The 22,341-nt window shown below is 69.8% G+C and carries 16 protein-coding genes; 6 read left to right on the top strand and 10 right to left on the bottom strand.

Annotated elements, in window-relative coordinates; genetic code table 11:
* Positions 1 to 20: 20 nt before the first annotated feature.
* On the bottom strand, positions 21 to 2,090 hold the full coding sequence (locus Aph01nite_RS15655; protein WP_204041613.1) for a putative bifunctional diguanylate cyclase/phosphodiesterase: 2,070 nt from the start codon (positions 2,088 to 2,090) through the stop codon (positions 21 to 23).
* Between the two features lie 325 nt (positions 2,091 to 2,415).
* Here Aph01nite_RS15655 and Aph01nite_RS15650 point away from each other — a divergent pair, with 325 nt between their 5' ends.
* The gene (locus Aph01nite_RS15650; RefSeq protein WP_204041599.1) at positions 2,416 to 3,834 is read left to right on the top strand and encodes a glycoside hydrolase family 6 protein; all 1,419 of its coding nucleotides are present in this window, start codon (positions 2,416 to 2,418) and stop codon (positions 3,832 to 3,834) included.
* A gap of 299 nt (positions 3,835 to 4,133) precedes the next feature.
* Here Aph01nite_RS15650 and ligA read toward each other — a convergent pair whose 3' ends face one another.
* From ligA to Aph01nite_RS15635, 3 genes are all read right to left on the bottom strand, one after another.
* Complete coding sequence (gene ligA / locus Aph01nite_RS15645; protein WP_204041598.1) at positions 4,134 to 6,338, bottom strand: NAD-dependent DNA ligase LigA; 2,205 nt, start codon at positions 6,336 to 6,338, stop codon at positions 4,134 to 4,136.
* 146 nt (positions 6,339 to 6,484) lie between these two features.
* Complete coding sequence (locus tag Aph01nite_RS15640; protein ID WP_204041597.1) at positions 6,485 to 6,892, bottom strand: hypothetical protein; 408 nt, start codon at positions 6,890 to 6,892, stop codon at positions 6,485 to 6,487.
* 64 nt (positions 6,893 to 6,956) lie between these two features.
* Complete coding sequence (locus Aph01nite_RS15635; RefSeq protein ID WP_204041596.1) at positions 6,957 to 7,979, bottom strand: methionine synthase; 1,023 nt, start codon at positions 7,977 to 7,979, stop codon at positions 6,957 to 6,959.
* Here Aph01nite_RS15635 and Aph01nite_RS15630 point away from each other — a divergent pair.
* On the top strand, positions 7,978 to 8,607 hold the full coding sequence (locus Aph01nite_RS15630; RefSeq protein WP_204041595.1) for an MBL fold metallo-hydrolase: 630 nt from the start codon (positions 7,978 to 7,980) through the stop codon (positions 8,605 to 8,607). The two genes, Aph01nite_RS15635 and Aph01nite_RS15630, sit on opposite strands and share 2 nt — an antisense overlap.
* An 18-nt stretch (positions 8,608 to 8,625) precedes the next feature.
* On the opposite strand, the gene mnmA is transcribed toward Aph01nite_RS15630, so the two are convergent.
* On the bottom strand, positions 8,626 to 9,702 hold the full coding sequence (mnmA, locus tag Aph01nite_RS15625; RefSeq protein WP_275419236.1) for a tRNA 2-thiouridine(34) synthase MnmA: 1,077 nt from the start codon (positions 9,700 to 9,702) through the stop codon (positions 8,626 to 8,628).
* 60 nt (positions 9,703 to 9,762) lie between these two features.
* Positions 9,763 to 12,408: a S8/S53 family peptidase gene (locus tag Aph01nite_RS15620; RefSeq protein ID WP_204041594.1), complete on the bottom strand. Its 2,646-nt coding sequence runs from the start codon at positions 12,406 to 12,408 to the stop codon at positions 9,763 to 9,765.
* A gap of 338 nt (positions 12,409 to 12,746) precedes the next feature.
* Between Aph01nite_RS15620 and Aph01nite_RS15615 the strand changes: the two genes are divergently transcribed.
* Entirely contained in the window at positions 12,747 to 13,781 is a 1,035-nt protein-coding gene (locus Aph01nite_RS15615) for a DUF695 domain-containing protein (protein WP_204041593.1), read from the top strand.
* A gap of 1,073 nt (positions 13,782 to 14,854) precedes the next feature.
* Here Aph01nite_RS15615 and Aph01nite_RS15610 read toward each other — a convergent pair.
* Complete coding sequence (locus Aph01nite_RS15610) at positions 14,855 to 15,202, bottom strand: hypothetical protein (protein ID WP_204041592.1); 348 nt, start codon at positions 15,200 to 15,202, stop codon at positions 14,855 to 14,857.
* 195 nt (positions 15,203 to 15,397) lie between these two features.
* Between Aph01nite_RS15610 and Aph01nite_RS15605 the strand changes: the two genes are divergently transcribed.
* The 3 genes from Aph01nite_RS15605 to Aph01nite_RS15595 all read left to right on the top strand — a co-directional run bounded on the left by Aph01nite_RS15605 (position 15,398) and on the right by Aph01nite_RS15595 (position 19,080).
* Positions 15,398 to 16,552, top strand: a complete 1,155-nt coding sequence (locus Aph01nite_RS15605) for a cysteine desulfurase family protein (protein WP_204041591.1) — start codon at positions 15,398 to 15,400, stop codon at positions 16,550 to 16,552.
* 193 nt (positions 16,553 to 16,745) lie between these two features.
* Entirely contained in the window at positions 16,746 to 17,273 is a 528-nt protein-coding gene (locus Aph01nite_RS15600; RefSeq protein WP_204041590.1) for a TetR/AcrR family transcriptional regulator, read from the top strand.
* Positions 17,274 to 17,901: 628 nt separating this feature from the next.
* Entirely contained in the window at positions 17,902 to 19,080 is a 1,179-nt protein-coding gene (locus tag Aph01nite_RS15595) for an MFS transporter (RefSeq protein WP_204041589.1), read from the top strand.
* A 123-nt stretch (positions 19,081 to 19,203) separates the two neighbouring features.
* On the opposite strand, the gene Aph01nite_RS15590 is transcribed toward Aph01nite_RS15595, so the two are convergent.
* The 3 genes from Aph01nite_RS15590 to Aph01nite_RS15580 all read right to left on the bottom strand — a co-directional run bounded on the left by Aph01nite_RS15590 (position 19,204) and on the right by Aph01nite_RS15580 (position 22,282).
* Positions 19,204 to 20,157, bottom strand: coding sequence for an electron transfer flavoprotein subunit alpha/FixB family protein (locus tag Aph01nite_RS15590; RefSeq protein WP_204041588.1), 954 nt, complete (start codon positions 20,155 to 20,157; stop codon positions 19,204 to 19,206).
* Positions 20,158 to 20,167: 10 nt separating this feature from the next.
* Entirely contained in the window at positions 20,168 to 20,947 is a 780-nt protein-coding gene (locus Aph01nite_RS15585; protein WP_204041587.1) for an electron transfer flavoprotein subunit beta/FixA family protein, read from the bottom strand.
* A 123-nt stretch (positions 20,948 to 21,070) separates the two neighbouring features.
* Positions 21,071 to 22,282 (bottom strand): serine/threonine-protein kinase, encoded by a 1,212-nt coding sequence (locus Aph01nite_RS15580; RefSeq protein ID WP_204041586.1) that lies wholly within the window; start codon positions 22,280 to 22,282, stop codon positions 21,071 to 21,073.
* Positions 22,283 to 22,341 lie beyond the last annotated feature (59 nt).

The raw sequence follows: 22,341 nt of genomic DNA, 5'->3' as shown, positions 1-22,341 counted from the left end.
CCATTTGGTGGCCGGAGCGATCAGACGGTGCCGTCCATGGCCATGTGCGATTCGTGAGAGATGGCGGGCAGGCGCAGGCGGGCGCGGAGCCAGACGCCGGCCTCGGTGGCGGGCATGGGTTCGGCGAGCCACCAGCCCTGGCCAGCGTCGCAGCCCATGGCGCGGAGCTGGGCGGCGATCTCGGCGGATTCGACGCCTTCAGCCACGGCCCGCAGGCCCAGGGAGCGCACCAGGTCGATGATCGAGCGGACGATCCTCTCGTCGTCCGGCGATTCACCGATTTTTCGTACGAAGGAGGCGTCGATCTTGACTTCGTCGACTTGGAGGCGCTGGAGCCGTACCAGCGTGGAGTAGCCCGTGCCGAAGTCGTCCAGGGCCAGCGGGACGCCGAGGGCGGCCAGGGTGCGGATGGTGTCGGCGGAGTAGGCCTGGTCGGTCATCAGGATGCGCTCGGTGACCTCCAGGTGGATGGCGCTGGGCGGCAGCGCCAGCCGGGCCAGGCCGGCCGCGAGCTGGTCGGGCAGGCCGGAGTCGAGCAGGTCGCGGGCGGAGACGTTCACCGAGATCGGCACCCCGAGGCCGTCGCGCCACCAGCGGGCGGCCTGGTCGAGGGCCTTGTCGATGACGTGCTGGGTGAGCTCCCGCATCAGGTACGACTGCTCGGCCAGCGGGATGAACTCGGCCGGGGAGATCGGGCCGCGCACCGGATGCCACCAGCGCAGCAGGGCCTCCATGCCCTCGACCCGGCCGTCCTCCAGCGAGACCTTCGGCTGGAAGTGCAGGTAGAGCTCGTCCCGGTCGATCGCCCTGCGCAGATCGCCGAGGAGGCTGAGCCGCTCCGGGGAGTTGCGGTCCCGCTCCGCCACGTAGAACTCCACCCCGGTACGGCCCTCCTTGGCCATGTACATCGCCACGTCGGACCGCTGGAGCAGCAGTTCGAAGTCGGGCGCGTGGTCGGGGTAGAGGGCGATGCCGATGGAGGCGTCCAGGTCGAAGGTCATGCCCTCAAGCCGTACCGGCTCGGTGAGGGCGACCCGCAGGCGGGAGGCGACCTCCTTGGCGGCGTGGGCGTCCCTGATGGAGGGCAGCAGCACCGCGAACTCGTCGCCGCCGAGACGGGCGACCACGTCGCCGGGGCGCACGCTGTGGGTGAGCCGGTGCGCGACGATCTGGAGCAGCAGGTCGCCGACCGGGTGGCCGAGAGTGTCGTTGACCTCTTTGAACCGGTCGAGGTCGAGCAGGAACAGCCCGACGCGCTCGTCCTCCCTGGCCTCGGCGAGGGCCTCCTCGGTGCGCAGGATCAGCATCTTGCGGTTGGGCAGGCCGGTCAGGCTGTCGTGCATGGCCTGGTGGTCGCGGCGCATGGAGAGCGTGGCCGTGAAGTAGACGGCCGCCAGGGGGGCGACGAACAGGGGCACCAGGCCGGTGGAGTGTTCCATCACGACCACGACGAGGGGGGCCAGGCCGAGCAGCGCGCCGTACACGAGGGCCTGCGGGCCGATCGAGGCCTTGATCACGCGGATGATCGACTTGCGTTCGTGCAGGGCGACCGCGCTGCAGACGAGCAGGCCGCGCACGGTGAAGTAGGCGAGGCCGGCCAGGGCGATGGCCGGCATGTCGGTGCCCTCGGGGGTCCAGGTGTCCAGGGGGCGGGGGTGGATGCCGAAGGCGCCGAAGACGACGGCGGAGGCCGTACAGGCCAGGGTGATCTGGGCGATGTTGAAGGCGATGCGATGCCAGGAGCGGCGGTGCACCAGGCCGCTCACCACCACGGCCACCGCCTGCACCAGCACGGCGGCGGACAGGCCGTGGTGCATCAGGACGGCGAAGGTGAACATGGTGGAGGTGGGGGTGCCCCCGACGACCGTGGACGAACTGACCATGACCGGGCGCAGCTCGCCCAGCACCACCAGCACGACCAGGATCCAGAACAGCGCGGTCCCGGCGAGTCCGGCGATCTCGTTGACGCCCAGCCGGACCTGCGCGACGACCAGCGCCGTGAGCCCGATCGTGATCACCCCGGTGAAGTAGGTCCACAGGGGTGAGCCGAGGCGCGGTCCGGTGTCCCGCGTGTCGGTCGGGTCCGCCATCTCCGGGCATGGCGCGAGATGGCGCGCAATCGCTGTCATCGGTAAGAAACCCCCCAAGAGGTCACTATGGGAGGGTACGGCCTCTGGGCCACTTCGCGAAACCGCTTGGGCACGTTGCGTTACGGGATATTTCGCGGCTTCTCGGCATCCGGGCCTTTCGGGGTGAAAGTTTCAGATGACCGGATACCGGTTTCGAGCGCGTTGCCAGCGGGTTTCAAGTTGGATCTCCCGCCTTATTCCCCGAAGCCTTCTAGTCCCTAGGATCTGGTGATTAGATCCGTCCAGGTTAGTGGGAGCGCTCCCACTCCCCAGGGACGGAGACCTCATGTTTCGTAGCAGGCCACTGACGGTGGCCGTAATCGCCGCCGCCGCACTCGGGATGGGTGCCGCCGTGCTCACCGGATCCGCCGCGCGCGCCGCCGACTCCGTGTTCTACGTGGACCCGCAGACGAACGCCGCCCGCTGGGTCGCCGCCAACCCCAACGACAGCAAGACAGCCGTGATCCGGGACCGGATCGCCGCCGTCCCGCAGGGCCGCTGGTTCACCACCACCAACACCTCCACCGTACGCAACGAGGTCAGCACCTACGTCGGCGCCGCCGCCGCGGCCGGCAAGATCCCGATCATGGTGGTCTACAACATCCCCAACCGGGACTGCAGCGGCGCCTCCACCGGCGGCGCTCCCAACCACACCGCCTACCGCGCCTGGGTCGACGAGGTCGCGGCCGGCCTGGCCGGACGGCCCGCGTCGATCATCCTCGAACCCGACGTGCTGCCGATCATGACCAACTGCCAGAACAGCTCCCAGCAGGCCGAGACCCGCGCCTCCATGGCGTACGCGGGCAAGCGCCTGAAGGCCGGCTCCGCGGCGGCCAAGGTCTACTTCGACATCGGCCACTCGGCCTGGCTCGGCGCGGGCGAGGCCGCCAACCGGCTCGTCGCCTCCGACATCGCCAACAGCGCCGACGGCATCTCCGTCAACGTCTCCAACTACCGCTCCACCAGCGCCGAGGTCGCGTACGCCAAGGCGATCATCCAGGCCACCGGCATCAGCCGCCTGAAGGCCGTCATCGACACCAGCCGCAACGGCAACGGGCCGCTCGGCAGCGAGTGGTGCGACCCGGCGGGCCGGGCGACCGGCACGTGGAGCACCAACGTGACGGGCGACTCGGCGATCGACGCCTTCCTCTGGATCAAGCTGCCCGGCGAGGCCGACGGGTGCATCGCGGGCGCCGGCCAGTTCGTCGCGCAGCGGGCCTACGACCTGGCCATCGCCGCCCCGCCGCCCACGAACACGCCGTCGCCGTCCGCGTCGCCGTCCCGGTCTCCTTCGCCGTCGCCCTCCGCGTCGCCGTCGCGTTCGCCTTCCCCGTCTCCGTCAGCGTCGCCGTCCCGCTCGCCTTCCCCGTCCCCGTCGCCGTCCCCGTCGCCGTCCGGGGGCAAGGCCTGCACCGCGACCTACGCGATCACCAACCAGTGGAACAACGGCTTCGGCGCCACCGTGACGGTGCGGAACAGCGGCTCCGTCGCCACCACCTCCTGGACCGTGCGCTGGAGCTTCGCCAACGGGCAGGGCATCAGCCAGCTCTGGCAGGGCCAGCACACCATCAGCGGCAGCCAGGTGACCGTCAACAACCTGAACTACAACGGCAACCTGGCCGTCAACGCCAGCACGTCGTTCGGCTTCAACGGAACCCACAACGGCACCAACGCGGTCCCCGCGCTGACCTGCACGTCCAACTGACCCTCCATCCCGGCAGGTACGCCTAGCGCGACCGCCCCACGAGGCCACCCGGCCCGCCACCAAACCGGCGCCGGGTGGCCTCTTCCGTGCCGCCTCGCGCCGTTATCCGGCGCCGTTAGCGCAGGTGACGCCCCGCCGCACCGGCGCCCAGGATCAGGCAGGCCCATCTGCCGGATGGGCGGGTGAGGATCACCGAGCTGCTGATGACCGAGGCGCAGGAGCGCAAAGCCGGCCGAGGAGGCAGGCCCCGGCGACATCGTCGCCCTCGCAGACGGCACCGGATAGCCGGACGCCTCGGCCTATTCTCCGGACTCCTCGGGCTCTTTCTCGGCTTCGTCGAGTGGGGCGAACGCCTCGGGGCCTTCGGTGAGGAGGGTGCCGAACTGGGCCTCGTCCAGGATGGGGACGCCTAGTTTGGTGGCCTTGTCGTGTTTGGATCCGGCGTTCTCGCCCGCGATCAGGAACGAGGTCTTCTTCGAGACAGAGTTGGTCACCTTGCCGCCCCGGCTGGTGATCGCCGCGGCGGCCTCGTCCCGGGTGTAGGCGGCGAGCGTGCCGGTGACCACGAAGGTGAGCCCTTCGAGGGTCTGCGGGCCCTGGTCGGCGGGCGGCTCGTCCTCCATGCGCACGCCGGCCGCCTTCCAGCGGTCCACGATGTCGCGGTGCCAGTCGACGGCGAACCAGTCCTTGATCGTGGCGGCCACGCGCGGCCCGATGCCTTCGACGGCGGCGAGTTCCTCCTCGGAGGCGGCCGCGATGGCGTCGATGGAGCGGAACTCGTCGGCCAGGGCGCGGGCGGTGGGCGGGCCGATGTGGCGGATGGAGAGCGCGACCAGGACGCGCCAGATCGGCTGGGCCTTGGCCTTCTCCAGCTGCTCCAGCATCTTCTCGGCGTTCTTGCTGGGCGCCCCGGCGATGGTGGCGAAGAAGGAGACCACCTTCTGCTCGCCGTTCTCCGGATCGGTCTTGGCCAGGCCGGTGTCCTGGTCGCGGACGATCGACTTGATCGGCAGCAGCCGGTCCATGGTCAGGTCGAACAGGTCGGCCTCGGTGCGGACCGGCGGGTCCTGCGGCGGCAGGGGCTGGGTGAGCGCGGTGGCCGCGACGTAACCCAGGCCCTCGATGTCGAAGGCGTTGCGGCCGGCCGCGAAGAAGATGCGCTCGCGCAGCTGGGCCGGGCAGGCCCGGGCGTTCGGGCAGCGCAGGTCGGCGTCCCCCTCCCGCTCGTACGCCAGGGCGGTGCCGCACTCGGGACAGTGCGTCGGCATCTCGAACGCGCGCTCGCTCCCGTCCCGCAGGTCGGCCACCGGGCCGACGATCTCCGGGATCACGTCGCCCGCCTTGCGCAGCACGATCGTGTCCCCGATCAGCACGCCCTTCCTGACCACCTCGGAGGCGTTGTGCAGGGTCGCCCGCTCGACCGTGGACCCCGCCACGACCACCGGCTCCATCACCCCGTACGGCGTGACGCGCCCGGTTCTGCCGATGCCGACCTGGATGTCGCGCAGCCGGGTGGTGACCTCCTCCGGCGGATACTTGTACGCGATGGCCCACCGGGGCGCCTTGCTGGTGGACCCGAGCTGCCGCTGCACGTCGATCCGGTCGATCTTCACCACGACGCCGTCGATCTCGTACGCCGGGTCGTGCCGGTGCTCGTTGTAGTACTCGACGAACTCCTGGACCTCGGTCAGCCCCGGCACCACGCGGTACAGATCGCTGACCGGCAGCCCGAAGGAGCGGAGCCGGTCGTACATCTCCGACTGGGTTCTGGGCGGGGCCGCGCCCTCCCACTTGCCGACCCCGTGCACGATCATCCGCAGCGGGCGCTGGGCGGTGATCCGCGGGTCCTTCTGCCGGAGCGACCCGGCGGCGGCGTTGCGCGGGTTGGCGAACGGCGGGCGGCCGGCGTCCATGATCTGCTCGTTGAGCCGTTCGAAGCCCTCGACCGGCAGGAACACCTCGCCCCTGACCTCCACCAGGTCGGGCACGTCGTCGCCGGACAGCCGGTCGGGCACGCCCTGGACGGTCCGCACGTTGGGCGTCACGTCCTCGCCGGTCCGCCCGTCCCCCCGGGTGGCGGCCCGGACCAGGCGGCCCTTCTCGTAAACCAGCGCGATGGCCAGCCCGTCGATCTTCAGCTCGCAGAGGTAGGGCCCCGGCTCCGCCTCGGCCAGCCGTTCGGCGCGCACCTGCCAGGCCGCCAGGTCGGCCGCGTTGAACGCGTTGTCGAGGCTCTCCATCCGCATCAGATGCTGCACGGCGGCGAAGTCCGTGGAGATGGGCGCCCCGACCTTCTGGGTGGGCGAATCCGGCGTGCGCAGCTCGGGAACTTCCTCCTCGATCGCCCGGAGTTCGCGCATCCACGTGTCGTACTGCGCGTCGCTGACCGTGGGCGAGTCGAGCACGTGATAGCGCCAGTTGGCCTGCTCGACCAGCTCGGTCAGTTCGGCGTGCCGCCCCCGGCGCTCGGACAGCTCGCCGGAGACCCCTTCAGGCGACGTCATGCCCCGCTCCCCTCGTAGTCAGACCCAGGTAGAACGGTAGCGCCGCCCACCGACATTCGCCGAGGCCAAGACCGGATCTTGACGCGCCGGGACATGCGAAGGGGCCGTGCCGCGAGGACGCAGGCACGGCCCCGGCTCAGCCGCTCTCAGCCGCCCTGTGCCCAGACCCCCTCGTACGCCGAGCACTTGCCGGTGATCTTGGCAGCCGTGCCCCGGCACACCTTGGCCTCGATGGACAGGACGTGGCCGGTGTTGAGCGTGATCTTCCGATAGCCGGCCGTACAGGTCTTGTAGCTCTTGTGCATGGTCTTGCCCTGGTCCGTCAGGTACCGGAACCGGACCCACGAACAGGCCCCCGAACTCGACCCGTCGTGCAGTCTGCCGGTGACCCGCAGGCCCCCCGGCCGGGTCACGATCTTGCCGCTGGTCACCTTGGCCTTGCCGTCCGCGGAGTACGCGGGACCCCAGTGCCAGGTGTCGGCGGCGTTCGCCGGGGAGGCCAGAACTCCGGCCAGAGCCGCGGCCGCGACCCCGGCGATGACGAGTGCACGCATATATCTCTCCTTCGATGCAGAACAAGAGATACGGCCGGGCGCTTGCAACCGGCTTGCCGTCCGGCTACTCGGCCTCGGGGTCCTCGCGCAGCACGCGGGCCGCCTCCCGGCACCGCACCAGCGCCGCCTTGGCGTACGCCGGGGACGCGCCGGCCAGCCCGCAGGAGGGCGTGAGCAGCACCTGCCGGGCCAGCTCCTCCGGCCGGAAGCCGAGGCGCCGCCACAGCTCGCGGGCGGGGTGGGCGACCGCGGCCGGCTCGGGCAGGCGGGAGTCGACGCCGGGGAGCACGCCGAGCAGCAGGGCGATGCCCGCCTCGACGGTCTCGCCGATGCGGTCCTCGTCGGCGCGCCGCAGCAGGCTCGCGTCGAGGGAGATACCACGGGCTCCGGCCGTACCGAACAGGGAGAAGGGGACGCGGGGCGCGCAGCAGTGCACGATCGGGAAGGGGGTCACGGCGAGCACGCGCCGGAGCCCGTCGGCGGCGGGCTGCTCCTCGACGGCGGCGAGCCGCCCGAACCCGGACGCGGTCGGCACGGTCCCGGCCAGCACGCCCGGCAGGCCCGGCTCGTCCACCTGCACGATCAGCCCGGCTCCGGGCACTCGCTTGCGCACGTCCGCCACGTGCGCGGCCAGCCCGTCGGCGAGCGAGTCGATCAGATCCCGGACGGCGCCCTTGTCGGCGAGCGTCTTGTCCCCGTGCCGCAGCTCGACGGCCCCCGCCAGCGTCCACGGCCCGCAAACCTGGATCTTGAGAGCGCCCGTGTAGCCCTGCGACACCTCTTCCAGCATGTCCAGATCGCGCAGCAGATGGTCGCGGGCCCGCTTGAAGTCCCGCCCCGGACGATCACTGAACCGCCACCCCGACGGCTGCACCTCCACCGGCAGGTCCACCAGCAGCGAGGCCGTGCGCCCGATCATGTCCGCGCCGACTCCCCGCCCCGGCAGTTCCGGCAGGTACGGCACCGGCACCTCGTCGAACACGGTCTTCAGCGCCGACAGGCCGTCCTCACCCGGATGCGACCCGACCCCCGTCGCCGCGCCCTCGTCCCAAGGAAAGTCAGTCACGAGCCCTAGCTTAGAAGTCATGAAGCTCACCAAGTTCGGCCACGCGTGCTGGCACGTGGAGAAGGACGGCCGCAGGCTCGTCATCGACCCGGGCTCGTTCAGCGGAACCGGCCTGATCGACGGCGCCGACGCGATCCTGATCACGCACGAGCACTTCGACCACCTGGATCCGGAGGTGCTGCGCGCCGCCCCAGCCGGCATGGAGGTCTGGACCTGCCAGGCGGTGGCCGACAAACTCGCCGGCATCCCCGCGACGGTCCACGCCGTCCGGCACGGCGACACCTTCATGACGGCGGGCTTCACCGTGCGGACCGTCGGCGAATGGCACGCGCCCGTCCACCCCGACGTGGCGATCATCCAGAACGTCGGCTTCTTCGTCGACGAGCAGCTCTTCTACCCGGGCGACGCGCTCACCCCGCCCGGCGGGGAGGTCCCCACCCTCCTGCTGCCCACCAGCGCCCCGTGGCTCCGGCTGTACGACATGGTGGAATACCTGCGCTCAGTCCATCCGGCCCGCGCCTATTCCACCCACGACGGCATGCTCAACGAGATCGGCCATCGCCTGATCGACGGCTGGCTGGAGAGCGAGGGCGACAAGCTCAAAGCCGACGTGCGCCGGATCCACGTCGGCGACGACGTCGAGGTCTGAGTCGAGGTCTGAGACGGGTCAGGCCGCGGCGGAGATGGTGGCCGAGCCGATCACCGTGTCGCCGTCGTACAGCACGGCGGCCTGGCCCGGGGCCACACCCATGGCCGGGGAGGTCAGCTGGATGTGCAGCTGGTCACCGGACACCTGGGCCTGGCAAGCGTGCACCTCGCCGTGGGCGCGCAACTGCACGTGGCAGGCGAACGGTTCGGCCGGCGGGTCGGCGGGGCCGTTCCAGAGCGGCCTGGCGCAGGTGATGGAGGTCACCTCAAGCGACGTACGGGGCCCCACGGTGACCGTGTTCGAGACGGGCTCGATCGACAGGACGTAACGCGGCTTGCCGTCCGAGGCCGGGCGGTTGAGGTGGAGGCCCTTGCGCTGCCCGATCGTGTACCCGTACGCCCCCGGGTGGGCGCCGACGGTCTCGCCGGTGAGGGCGTCCACGATCGGGCCCTCGGCCGTACCGAGGCGGTCGGCCAGGAAGGAGCGGGTGTCGCCGTCGGCGATGAAGCAGATGTCGTGACTGTCGGGCTTGTCGGCGACGGTGAGACCGCGGCGGGCGGCCTCCTCGCGGACCTGGGCCTTGGTGGAGTCGCCGAGCGGGAAGATGGCGTGGCTGAGCTGCTCCCGGGTGAGCACGCCCAGCACGTACGACTGGTCCTTGCCCTGGTCCGGGGAGCGGTGCAGGACACCGTCCACCAGGCGGGCGTGGTGGCCGGTGGCGACGGCGTCGAAGCCGAGGGCCAGCGCCCGGTCCAGGACCGCCTCGAACTTGATCTTCTCGTTGCAGCGCAGGCACGGGTTGGGCGTGCGGCCCGCCGCGTACTCACTGACGAAGTCCTCGACCACGTCGCGGTGGAAACGCTCGGCCATGTCCCAGATGTAGAACGGGATGCCGATCACGTCGGCGGCGCGTCGCGCGTCCCGGGAGTCCTCGACCGTGCAGCAGCCCCTGGCCCCCGTCCGGTACGACTGGGGGTTGGCGGACAACGCGAGATGGACGCCGGTCACGTCGTGACCCGCTTCGGCGATCCGGGCCGCCGCGACCGCTGAGTCGACACCGCCCGACATGGCGGCGAGCACACGCAAGGTTCCCATAACAATTCGAGGTTACCGTCCCCGGCGAACTCGGTCGCCGGGGTTTCCGGGCGTACGGGGTCAGCAGACCATTGAGACGAGCACTTGGGTGACGTCCTGGCGGCTGTTGCCGGCCGCGTCGGTGGCGGTCAGGCTGATCTTGTGGGTGGAGTCGCCGCAGCCGCCGGCGAGCCGGACCACGGGTGCGGCGGCGGTGGAGACGATCACGCCGTTGTCCCGCCAGACCAGGCTCACGGCGCCGCCCTCGGGGTCGGTGGCCGTGCCGGTGAGGGTGATCTCGTGCCAGAAGTGTGTGCCGTCGTTGCCGTTGACCCAGAGTTTGGTCCCGTTGAGCGGGTTGGTGATGTTCACGATCGGGGCCTTGTTCGCGGAGTCGGGGATGATCGTGAGGTTGATCGTCTCGGACCCGCAGAGGCCGGAGGTGTCGCATCCGCGTACGGTGACGGTGTGCGGGCCCGGCGCCGCGCCCGTGTTCGCCGTCGGGTTGTGACCGGTGGCGAAGCTGCCGGCCGAACCGTCCAGGTACCAGCGCATCCTGGCCTCGGGCAGGGGTCCGGCGTCGTCGAGGCTGGTGGCGTGGAACGGGATCGCCTCGGACTGGCCGAAGACCGCGCCGGAGGCCGGGCCGGTGAGATGGACGTCCGGGGTGAAGTCGGTGACCTCGACGTCGAGCGTGTCGGCGACGCTCACCCCGCCGGGGAAGGTCGCCGTGACGCGGATCGTGTGCAGACCGGCGGGCAACTGGGCCAGGACCGACGGTCCGGTGCCCATCGCGACGCCGTTGCGTGTCCAGGTGAGCGTGGGGGTGCCGAGCCCGTCGTCGAAGGTCGTGGCCTGGAAGAGAGCGGGGGTCACGATCGAGAGCGTCTGGCCGGGGAGCGGGCTGGTGATCCGTACCGACGGGGGCAGCACGTCGCGGATGGCGCCCAGGGCGTTGATCATCCGATTGTGGACGAGGGGGTCGGGGCTCGTCATGAGGTTGCGGCGGAGGATCTCGTCCACCTGGGTGGCGTTGAGCTGGGGATCCGCGGCCCAGATGAGCGCGGCGACCCCGGCGGCGAACGGCGCGGAGGCGCTGGTGCCCTCGGCCATGACCACGGTCGACTGGTCGGGATCGGTCGGGTCGGCGCCGGTCAGCACCTGGAACGGGCCGAAGATGTCGACGTCCTTCGCTCCGTGGTTGGACCCGGGATGCCGATTACGGGTCCGGTTGGCCACTCCGCCGACGCACCGAACCCCCAGGTTCTCGCAGAGTGACTCCTTGCCCTTCTCCCAGCAGTCCCAGAGGAAGCAGGTCTCGGCGTCCACGTCCCGGCCGTCGTTGCCCGCGGACGCGAAGATCAGGGTGCCCTGCTGGCGGATCGTCAAGGTGGCTCCCTCGGTGGGGAGGGTGGTCCACGCCAGCGCCCAGTGCACGTGGTGCGACAGACTGGAGCTGATGATCTTGCTTCCCTGCAGCTTGGCCTTCACGAGCGCCCAGGTCATGGAGAACTCGTCGAAGTGGGTCCTGACCAGGTTCAGCTTGGCCACCGGACCGGCCGGGCCGGCGACGCCGACGAAGTTGTCCGGCACTCCGGCGGCGACGTCGGCGACGTGGTTCCCGTGCCACCGGAGCAGCCGCTCGCTCGACGGGAACGGCCCCGGATCGGTCGGCGAGGACGCGTTGGCCGACGACAGCTGCACCTGCGCCGGCAGGTCACCACTCGCCACCGGATTGAAGCCCGCGTCCACGATGCCGATCGGCACCCTCGTGACCGGCGTGACCCCACCCAGCACACCGACCGAGTCGAGCAACGTCCAGGCCTCGGCCACCCCGATCCCCATCGCGCCGCTATTCGCGAGATAAGTCCACTTGTACGGATTGCGGGTGTAGCTCGAAGTGTTGTCCACGTTGAACCCGGGTGGGCCGGAACTCGCCTCCGAGGTGGCCCTGTCCGCGAACCCCTGCGGTTCGCCGACCCAGTTCACGCCCACCGTCAACTGGTCCGCCGCGGCCGAGGACGCGGCGGCCAGCAGGCGGAGCCCGTCCTGGCTGGAGACGGCGAGTTGCTCGGCCTTGCGGTGGTCGCCGTTGAGCTTCGCGAGATCGTCGCTGAGTGTGGCGGTGTCCGCCAGGTCGGTGTCGACCCTCAGCAGATACTGTGCTGGTCCGCCGGCCACCAGCGGCTCGATCCGGTGCAGCACCTTCCCGTCCAGCCGGTTCACCAGATCGTCCACCCGCGACTCCTCGGTGGTGGCCACGATCAGCTCGTCCGCCACGAACCTCGACCGCAGGCCCTCACTGTCGACCAGTTCCACGACCTCCCGCGGCGTCGCGTCGCCGAACCCGGGAATGGTGACCCGCCCCTTACCGATCTCCGGATCCACATGAACCGATATCGGCCCCGCACATCCCTCGCTGTCGGCCATCCCGCCCAGCAACCGCCCCCGAATCCGCGCCCCCTCCCGGCTCAGCTCCTCGGGCGCGCCGTCCGCGAACCCCTGCAACGCCTCAGCGACCGCACAGACATCCCCCTCCGCCTGTACGGCCCTGCCCAGCCACCCGTCCAACGTCTCCCGCTCCGCGGGATCGGCCGTCTGGCTGACCTCCTCCCGCAGCTTGGCGATGGCCGGATCATCCTGTACGGACGCGGCCGACGGCACCGGCAGGGCGACACTCAACGAGACCGCGCACACCGCGGCGATCATCCGACGAAGACGTGGCAAGGGACGCGCCTTTCCTGTCATCCGGGTTCCGGGGCACATCGACACACCCGCCCCCGAAGGCGTTCCATCCCGTTCCACCAAGGGACAACGTCCTCCGCGATGGGCCAGTCATTCTCGGCGCCGGTGCGACGAGCAGCGTCACCTGCGTTAACGGCACCGGATATCAGCGAGAGGCCGCGTTCTGTTACGCGCTCTAGCCCCTAAGCAGCCACGTGCTACACCGCTCAGCGGTTCGTCGGGAACAGCACAGCCGCGGCTGGACACACTTACCCTGTCTGGTCCCCTGGTTACAGGGTCGCGTTGGCAGGCGGGTGGTCCGGCTGGGATGATTGCTGGCCATGCGACTGTTCGGGCGCAAGAGCGAGCCGGTGGAGCCGGGCGCTTTGATCGCTGACTTCTGGACCTGGTGGCACGAGGCACGGCCTCGGGTGGACGCGCTCGTAGACGCGGGCGACGCGGGTGAGCTGGCCGAACTGGTCGGGCCCGCTGTGAACGCGCTGGACGAGTCGTTGATCTGGGAGGTCGCGCCCGGGCTTGCGGCCAAGCACGCGCTCGTGGTCAGCGCGGCGGGCAATCCCGAGTTGCGGTCGTTCGCGCATCGATGGGCGCTGGCTGCGCCCGAGGCGGACGGACGCTGGGAGTTCCACCCGTCGCGGCAGGCCAATCCGCAGGCCCACGACCTGACCGTCGACGTCGGCGGCCACCAGTTCGGCATGGACCGCTTCGTACTCGGCGTACGGGTTCCGCCTGGTACGCCCCGGGTGAATGTCTCCGCGTACCACCCGATATTTCAGGACATCGATGACGAGACGCGGATGGAGACCACTCTGCTCGCGCTCGACTGGCTGCTCGGTGAGGACGAGGTCGCCCGCTGGATCGGCGACATCGTCGCGTCCGAGTTCGAGCCCATCGACGCCATCGCCGCCATCCACCTCCCCGGCGTGGTCGCGGACGTCGCCCAAGGCTTCCCCGGCAACCGCTGGGCCCGCCTCGAAGGCCAGACCGGCACCGGCAAACCCCTCACCGCCATCGCCCGCTACCCCCTCCGCCCGGTCGACTACCCCCTCTACGACCAGCACATCGCCCTGACCGTCACCTACCGCCACCGCGACCCCGACGGCCTCCCCACCCCCGAAGCCGAATCCACCCTCACCACCTTCGAAACCCACCTCACCTCCGCCCTCACCGACTCGGCCGTCCTCGCCGCCCACCTCACCACCGAGGGCACCCGCACCTACCACATCTACGCCGACCCCACCGCCAACCTCACCCCCACCCTCAAACCCCTCACCACCTCCTGGCCCGAAGGCCGCCCCCACCTCACCACCACCCCCGACCCCTCCTGGTCCTCCGTCGCCCCCTTCCTGACCTGACACCCGATCCCGGGCGCAACCTCGCATTCCTTTCGAACTGGGGCCCAGCCGCGTCGGCTCCTCGGCAGTTCACACATCCTCCAGCGCCGCGACCCACGCCTTCTACGCCCACGAAGAACAACACCGCCGACTCAGCATCCGCCGAACCTGAAAGCGTCAACAGCCTGAGATCCCGAAGCCATGACCAGCCAGTCGAACCAGGTCGACCGACCGAATTCGCCAAATGAGCTCATGGGAAGGGAACCCTTGCCCTTTCGAATGCATCGATCCCTGTTATGGGTGTGGCTCTCCGAGAGTGAGCCAGCCCAGCGACACAGAATCGGCCAACCACCGCGGGGACTGCTCTCGGGTCTCCATTACGATCACGAACCGTAGTGGATCTCTCTGGTCCGGCCCTGGGAAGCGGTCGGCAAGAGCACGTGCCCGTACTTCAAGCCATGATCAATTTAGTCTGAGTGGCATTGGGTCCTGGGCGAGGTCGGCGGACAGGCTCTGCCGAAGATTTTCAGATTCTTCGGCATACTCGCGTCGCCGCGAAGATCTTCAAACGAAAACGGCTATTAGCCGTCCCGACGCGACCAGACGAGGTCCTTCCAGAACAAGGATCTGGGCACCGTCATGTAGCCAGGGCCGAGCCAGATCAGGTGCCAGGAAGCCGACCAGGCAACGCCATCGCCCGTCATCCAGCACCTCCACTCGCTGGATCAACACACTGAATACCTCTGCCGAGGCCGGCCAACCAGGCTGAACCTCGCTCTCGTCCCCGTACGCGAGCGTGGCTGTGGACATGTAAACAGCGGCCGTGGGTGGGCCTGTCCGCCGCCCACCATCTTCGGAAGCGAGCCAACGGATAACGGCCTCCGCCATCGGCTCCTCAATCTGCTGCATCATGGCCAAACGCTGATTCCACTCATCTCCTGATTTATCTGCTCAAGCTGCTCGCGTCTGCGTAATACGCCGGCCCAATTCCATCTAGTTTGCCCTCGTGGTGATGGAGTTGATCCGCCAGAGACCTGGGGATTCGGGTTGAGATGGTAATGCTGTCATCACCGTTAAGGATCTCGCCCCACCGATCAGCATGCGCTCCTTCCGTCGCCGTCGGCGGTCATCCGGTCGAAGGCGTCGAAGGTGTAGGTCTTGGTGGTCGCGCCCGTGGTGGCGATGGTGCCGCGCGGGGCGTAGGTGTAGGAGGCCCCGCCGCCGCTGGTCAGCCGGTTGCGCTGGTCGTAGGTGTGGGAGGTCCCACCGCCGCTGGTCAGCCGGTTGCGCTGGTCGTAGGTGAAGGTGTCGGCCCCCGCTCCGGTGCGGTGGCCGGACTTGTCCCAGTCATAGACGGTGACCGCGCCGCCGGGAGCCGTCCAGGAGGTGAGGCGTCCCGCTTGGTCGTAGGCGTATCCGCGTTCCGCTTGACCTTCAGGCACCTCTTAGCCCGTCGGAACGTGCGCACCGTCCTCCGCACGAGTGGGGGCAACTCCCCCGCAGTAAGTCGAAGCGCGCGCAGGGCTTGCCCTTCGCGAGACCGCGGTGGCTTGGCGAGAAGCCGGTGCCGTCAGGCAGCGGAGGAGTCCCGTCACAGTACGCTTGGTTGGTTGTGCGTTGGTGGAAATGGAGGGGTCGTGGGGACCGCGTACCTGGATCATGCTGCGACCACGCCGATGTTGCCTGAGGCGATCGGTGCGATGGTGGCCGAGTTGAACCAGGTGGGAAACGCGTCGTCGTTGCATGCGGCGGGGCGGCGGACTCGGCGTGTGGTGGAGGAGGCGCGGGAGACGATCGCCTGTGCGCTGGGGGCGCGGCCCAGTGAGGTGGTCTTCACCTCGGGGGGGACCGAGGCGGACAATCTCGCGATCAAGGGGCTTTACTGGGCGCGGAAGCGGCCTCGGATCCTGATCAGCGCGGTGGAGCATCACGCGGCGCTGGATCCGGCGTACTGGCTGGCCGACAACCAGGGCGCGGTCGTCGAACTGCTGCCGGTGGACGATCAGGGGCGGGTGCATCCGGAGACGCTGCGGGCGGCGATCGCCGCGAATCCGGATGATGTGGCGCTGGTCAGTGTGATGTGGGCCAACAACGAGGTCGGCACGATCCAGCCGGTGCCGGAGTTGGCGGCGATCGCGCACGCGCACGGCATTCCGATTCATACGGACGCGGTTCAGGCGATCGGCCAGTTGCCGGTGAACTTCGCGGAGTCCGGTGTGGACGCGATGACCATTTCGGGGCACAAGGTCGGCGGGCCCATGGGTGTCGGCGCGTTGCTGCTCGCTCGCGGGGTGGATCCGGTTCCGGTGCTACATGGCGGCGGCCAGGAACGCGACGTGCGTTCCGGCACTCTGGACGCGCCCGCGATCGCCGGCTTCGCGGCGGCCGTGCAGGCGTCGGTGGACCACCGCTCCGAGCACGCCACCCGCCTCACCGCCCTCCGCGACGACCTCGTCACCCGGGTACGGCACGCTGTCCCCGACGTCATCCTCAACGGCGACCCGATCGACCGCCTCCCGGGCAACGCCCACTTCTCCTTCCCCGGCTGCGAGGGCGACGCCCTGCTCATGCTGCTGGACGCCAAGGGCATCGAGTGCTCCACCGGCTCGGCCTGCTCGGCGGGTGTCGCCCAGCCGTCCCATGTCCTGCTCGCGATGGGCCAGGACACCATCCGCGCCCGGGGCTCCCTCCGCTTCTCCCTCGGTCACACCTCAACCGAATCCGACATCGACCGCGTGGCCGCCGTCATCGCCGTCGTAGTCGAACGCGCCCGCCGCGCCGGCCTCACCTGACCCCCGCCGCAAACCTCTACTTCCCCGTTCAAACGTGACCCGCAGCGGGGCGTATCCCCACCACAGAGACGCTGGCCTCGACGGCCGTAACAGGGTGATCAGGCGCGCTGGCCGGGATTGGTGTCGGCTTCCTACGTGTAGGGGTTTCGGGTGGGATTTGGGGCTTAACCGTCCGGACGGTATAGTAAAGAGTGTGAAAAGGGATGAGTTGCTTGATGCCGCGGAGGGCCTGTTGGCCGACCACGGTGTGCAGGCGCTCACCCTGGCGGCGGTGGCCGAGCGGGCCGGGGTCAGCAAGGGTGGGCTTCTGTACCACTTCGGTACTAAGGACGCCCTGGTCGCGGGGATGATCGAGCGGCTGATCGCGGACTTCGACGCGCTCATCGAGGCCCAGGACGAGAGCTGTTACACGCGGGCGTATGTCCGGGCCACATTTGTCGCTGTTCAGAGTGGGCGGCTCAGGCGTTGGGCCGTCGCGACCGGGGCCGCCGGGGATCCCGCGCTGTTGGTGCCGCTGCGTGAGGCCATGGGTCGCTGGCATACGCAGGATCTGGATATTGAGCCGGATCCGGTGATGTCGCGGATTGTCCGGTTGGCTTGCGAGGGCGTCTGGGAAGCCGCCACGCAATGCCCCACGGTCTTCGACCCTGGCCGTTCCTCTGATTCCGGCCAGGGCGACTATCCCGGACTACGCGAGCGTCTTCTTTCCCTCGTGCATTAGCCGGATCCGCAGGCATCGGCACGGCACCCCCGTGCTTATCCCCACCTGCCGGGTGCCAGCTGATCCGTCAGGGCTGGAGGTGAGCCCTCTCGGGATGGACCGGACGCCAGGTTTCTCGCCGTTATCCGGCGCCGTTAACGCAGGTGACGCTACTCGCCGCACCGGCGCCAAGATCGGCCGAACCATCCTGTCAAGCCGGTCTGAGCCATGCGGCCGTGCTGTCCGACCCGTCACCCACCGCTGCGGCGGTCTCCGGTCTGCGCTGATCCGGATCATGTCTGCTACGACGACGCCGGCCCCATAACCAACGACACCGTCTACGCCTCTGGCCCGGCACCCATCTCCGCACATCGAACCGCGCCCAACCGAAATGCTCCCGCCGTACATGTCAGTCCGCCCCCAAACGCCTTGCAACACCTCCTCCACGCATCCGATCGCCCCTGATCGGCTGCCCGCGCCTCTCCGCACCTGACCGCCCTCAAGCCAAGTTGCCCGCACCATTTCCGCAGATCGGATCCGGTCCGGTCACACGGCTCACAACATTCCCACCTGGTGCCCAACGCACCGTCACACCTGTCACGACCATTCTTGGCCGAACTGTCGGCCTATGACCTGTAAGGAGATTTCGATGACGCGCGCCCTGAGGACTGCTCGTATGGGGGCGATCCTCACCTTCGTTCTGGCGGGGATCATGTGCGGGACGTACACCGTGCGGATTCCGGCGTTGAGCGACAAGCTGGGGATGACCGAGGCGGAGGTCGGGCTCGTCTTGCTTGCGTGGGGCCTGGGGGCCCTGGTGACCATGCAGGCGATGCGCGGGGTCATGGGGCGCGTCGGTAGTCGTGGGGTGTTGCGGGTCGCGGCGCCGGTGTGTGCCGTGATGTTGGGGCTGGTGGCGCTGGCCTGGTCGGTGCCGGTGCTGGTGGCGGCGTCGGTCGCGTTCGGGATGGCGTTCGGGGCCGTGGACGTGGCCATGAGCGCGCAGGGGTCGGCGGTCGAACGCCGGGCCGGGCGGCCGCTGCTGAGCGGCATGCACGCCGGATGGTGTGTGGGCGCGATCGGGGCCGGTCTCATGGGGACGGCGGCGATCGCGGCGGGGCTTTCGCTGACCGTGCACATCGTGCTGGTCGCCCTGCTGTCGCTTCCGGCTTCGATGGTGCTGAGCCGGTTCTACCTGAACGACCGCATCCGTACGGCGGAGACCACCACGACACGCAGACTCCCCGGCGTGGTCTACCTGCTGGGCGCGATCACCTTCGGCGCGTTCATGGTGGAGGGCGTCGTCGCCGACTGGAACGGCCTCTACCTGCGGGACACCCTCAACGCTCCGGAGGCTCTGGCCGCACTCGGCTACCCCGTCTTCGAAGCGGGCATGCTGCTCGGCCGCCTCTCCGGCGACCGTCTGCGGCTGCGGTTCGGCGCACCGGGCCTGATCGCGTTCTCCGGCCTGGCCACCGCCGCCACGTACGGCACAGTGATCCTCGTGGCCTCCCCCGTGGCGGCGGTCACCGGGATGCTGTTCGTCGGCATCGCGGTGGCCATGATCTCCCCCATGGCCATGTCCCTGGCCGGTACCGCGTCCGCCACTCCGGGCCCCGCCATCGCCCAGACCGGCGCGATGGGCTACGCCGGCCTGCTCCTGGGCCCTGTCCTGATCGGCTTCCTGTCGGGCGCGACCTCGCTCCGCGTGGCCATGCTCACCGCGGTCGTCCTCGGCGTGCTCATCACCGTGGCCGCCCGGTTCATCCCCCGCTCGCGGGCCACCGAGATCCAGCCCGTCACCGAGCGCGTGCCGGTCGCCGCATAGCCGCACAAGCCGTATAGCCGCACAAGAGAGCCGCGCAAAAGGAACCGCGCAAAAAGGACCGCGCAAAGGGCCGTGCGAAAGGAAACGGCGCCGCTCCGGAAAGGAGCGGCGCCGAAGCCTGCGTCACTTGCGCTTGGCGATCTCCGCCGTGAGCTGCGGGACGACCTGGTTCAGGTCGCCCACGATGCCGAAGTCGGCGATCTCGAAGATGGGCGCCTCGGGGTCCTTGTTGATGACCACGATCGTCTTGGACGTCTGCATGCCCGCCCGGTGCTGAATGGCCCCGGAGATACCCGCCGCGATGTACAGCTGCGGCGAGACGGTCTTCCCGGTCTGGCCGACCTGGAAGGCGTGCGGATACCAGCCCGCGTCGGTCGCCGCGCGGGAGGCGCCGACGGCCGCGCCGAGCGAGTCCGCCAGCTTCTCGATGATCGCGAAGTTCTCACCGGAGCCGACACCGCGCCCGCCGGAGACCACGATGGCGGCCTCGGTGAGCTCGGGACGGGCCCCCTTCTCCTGCTTGACCCGCTCGACGATCTTCGCGGCGCGGGCGGAGTCGGACAACTCCACGTCCACCTTCTCCTCGGCGGCCGCCCCGGTCGCGGGTACGGGCGCCGTCGAGTTGGGGCGGACCGCGATGATCGGCGTGCCCTTGGCGACGCGGCTGTGCACGTTGACGCCGCCGCCGAAGATGGACTGGTCGGCGACGAGGCCCTCGCCCACGCCGACCGCGTCGGTGATGACGCCGGAGTCGGTCTTGACGGCGAGCCGCCCGGCGACCTCCTTGCCCTCGGCCGTGGAGGCGACCAGTACGGCGGCCGGCGCGCGGGAGGCGACCAGCGAGGCCAGCAGTTCGGCCTTGGGCGCGACCACGTGGTCCACGATGTCGGCCGAGTCGGCCACGTACACCTTCTCCGCGCCGAACTCGGCGAGCTTGCCCTTGGCGATGTCGGAGTAGCCGGGTCCGGCCCAGACGGCCGCCGGTTCGCCCAGCAACCTGGCCAGGGTCAGCAGTTCGAGGGTGACCTTCTTGACGTCACCGTCCACGTGCTCGACGAGCACCAGGATCTCTGCCATGCCACCCTCCTCAGATGAATTTCTTCGAGGCGAGGAAGTCGGCGGCCTTGACCCCGCCGTCGCCCTCGTCCTTCACGACGGTGCCGGCCGCGCGCGGCGGCGCGACCGCGAAGTCGGTGACCTCGCTCCACGCGTTGGCGACGCCGACCTGGGCCGCGTCGATCTCGGCGTCGGCGATCCCGAAGGTCTGCACCGGCTTCTTCTTGGCCGCCATGATGCCCTTGAAGGACGGGTAGCGCGGCTCGTTGATCTTCTCGACCACGGAGACGACGGCGGGCAGGGACGCCTCGACCTTGTCGAACCCGTAGTCGGTGACCCGCTGCACGCGGATCGCGCCGTCGCCGATCTCCACCTTGTTGGCCAGGGTGAGCTGGGGCGCGCCCAGCCGCTCGGCCAGCATGGCGGCGAGCATGCCGGTTCTGGCGTCGGTGGACTCGGAGCCGAGGATGACCAGGTCGAACCCGATCTTCTTCAGCGTCTGGGCCATCGCGTACGACGTGGACAGCGCGTCCGAGCCGTGCAGGGCCGGGTCGACCAGGTGCACGGCCTTGTCGGCGCCCATGGCCAGGGCCTTGCGGATGGTGTCGGTGGCCTTGTCGGGGCCCATGGTGAGCACGGTCACCTCGCCCCCGTGGGCCTCCTTCAGACGCAGCGCCTCCTCGACCGCGTATTCGCACAGCTCGTTGATGACGCCGTCGGCGGCGTCGCGGTCGAGCGTCTTGTCATCGGACCGCAGCTTGCGCTCGGTGGCCGTGTCGGGGACCTGTTTCACGCAGACGACGATGTTCATGGCCGGTGGCCGACCTCCCGTATTCCGTGTGGCTCTGATCGCATGTTACCCGTGAGTAGCTTAGACGCAAACCTTATACCCGCACCCTACCGAACTATGTTCCGGAAGCGATGCGCAGGGGGATCAACTGGCCAGCGCGAGCAGTCCGACCGCGAACAGCAGCGCGCCCACGGCCAGCAGCAGCGTGAACGTGCTGAACAACGTACTCAACCCTGCCCACAGCGCCACAGACCCCGCGATGCACACCAGGTCTACCACCACCCGGGACCGTGACTTCGCCACGAGGCCGAATCCCGCGTCCACCAGCACCGTCGTCCCGTACGCGACGAGCAGCAGCAGCGACACCTCGGGCACGTGCTCCCGCCCGGTCGCCGCCAGCAGGCCGACCACCAGGCCGGTCCCCACCACCCAGCGCCGCCGCACGACCTCCCGGCGGCGCAGCCGCGCCTCCTCCCCGGTCGGACGCCGCTCGGGAGCCTGCGCGCCCGGCCGCCACTCCCGCGTCTCCGCCTCCCGATGCTCCACGATCATGGGCGCGGGAGCGCCGGTCAGCACGCGGGGGCGCGAGGTCCCCGCCAGCCGGGCCAGCAGCCGCTCGGCCGACGGGCGGGCGGCGGGCTCGGCGCGCAGGCACTCGCGCAGCAGCGGCGCCAGCCAGTCGGGCACGCCCTCCAGGTCGGGGTCCCCGTGCACCACCCGGTAGGCGACGGCCGGCACCGGCCCCGTCCCGTACGGCTGCCGCCCGGTCGCCGCGAACGCCATCGTCGCCGCCCACGCGAACACGTCGGCGGCGGGACCGGTCTCCCGGCCCTCCAGGATCTCGGGCGCGAGGTACCCCGGCGTGCCGACGACCGCGCCGGAGGCGGTCACCGCGGCCGAGTCCAGCGCGTACGCGATGCCGAAGTCGATCACGTACGGCTCGCCGTCGGCGATGATCACGTTGGCGGGTTTGAGGTCGCGGTGGACCACGCCGGCGCGGTGCACGGCGACGAGGGCCTCGGCCAGGCCGTGCGCGAGCCGTACCAGATCGTCGCCGGCGAGCGGGGCCACGGCGGAGAGCGCCCGGCCCTGCACATAACGGGTCACCACGTACGGCTGGTCGCCGTCCAGGGAGGCGTCGAGGACCTCGGCGATGTGCGGGCCGCGGACCCGGCGCATGGTCTCCACCTCGCGGGCCAGCCGGGCCAGCGCGGAGGCGTCGGCGGCCACGTGCGGGTGGAGCACCTTCACCGCGACGGTCCGGCCCTCGCCGTCCAGCGCCAGGTGGACCGCGCCGAATCCGCCCGAGCCCAGCGGGGAGAGCAGCCGATAGGAGTCCAGATACTCCGCGCCCACGCGCTCTCCCTTCGCCGCCCCACGATCTACCGTGCCCGGATTTATCGTGCCCCGTCAGA

Origin of the sequence: Acrocarpospora phusangensis, from assembly GCF_016862995.1 — a bacterium.
Taxonomy (GTDB): Bacteria; Actinomycetota; Actinomycetes; order Streptosporangiales; family Streptosporangiaceae; genus Acrocarpospora; species Acrocarpospora phusangensis.
The sequence above is the reverse complement of the archived record's forward strand: the minus strand, read 5'-3'. Positions and strand labels throughout refer to the sequence as shown.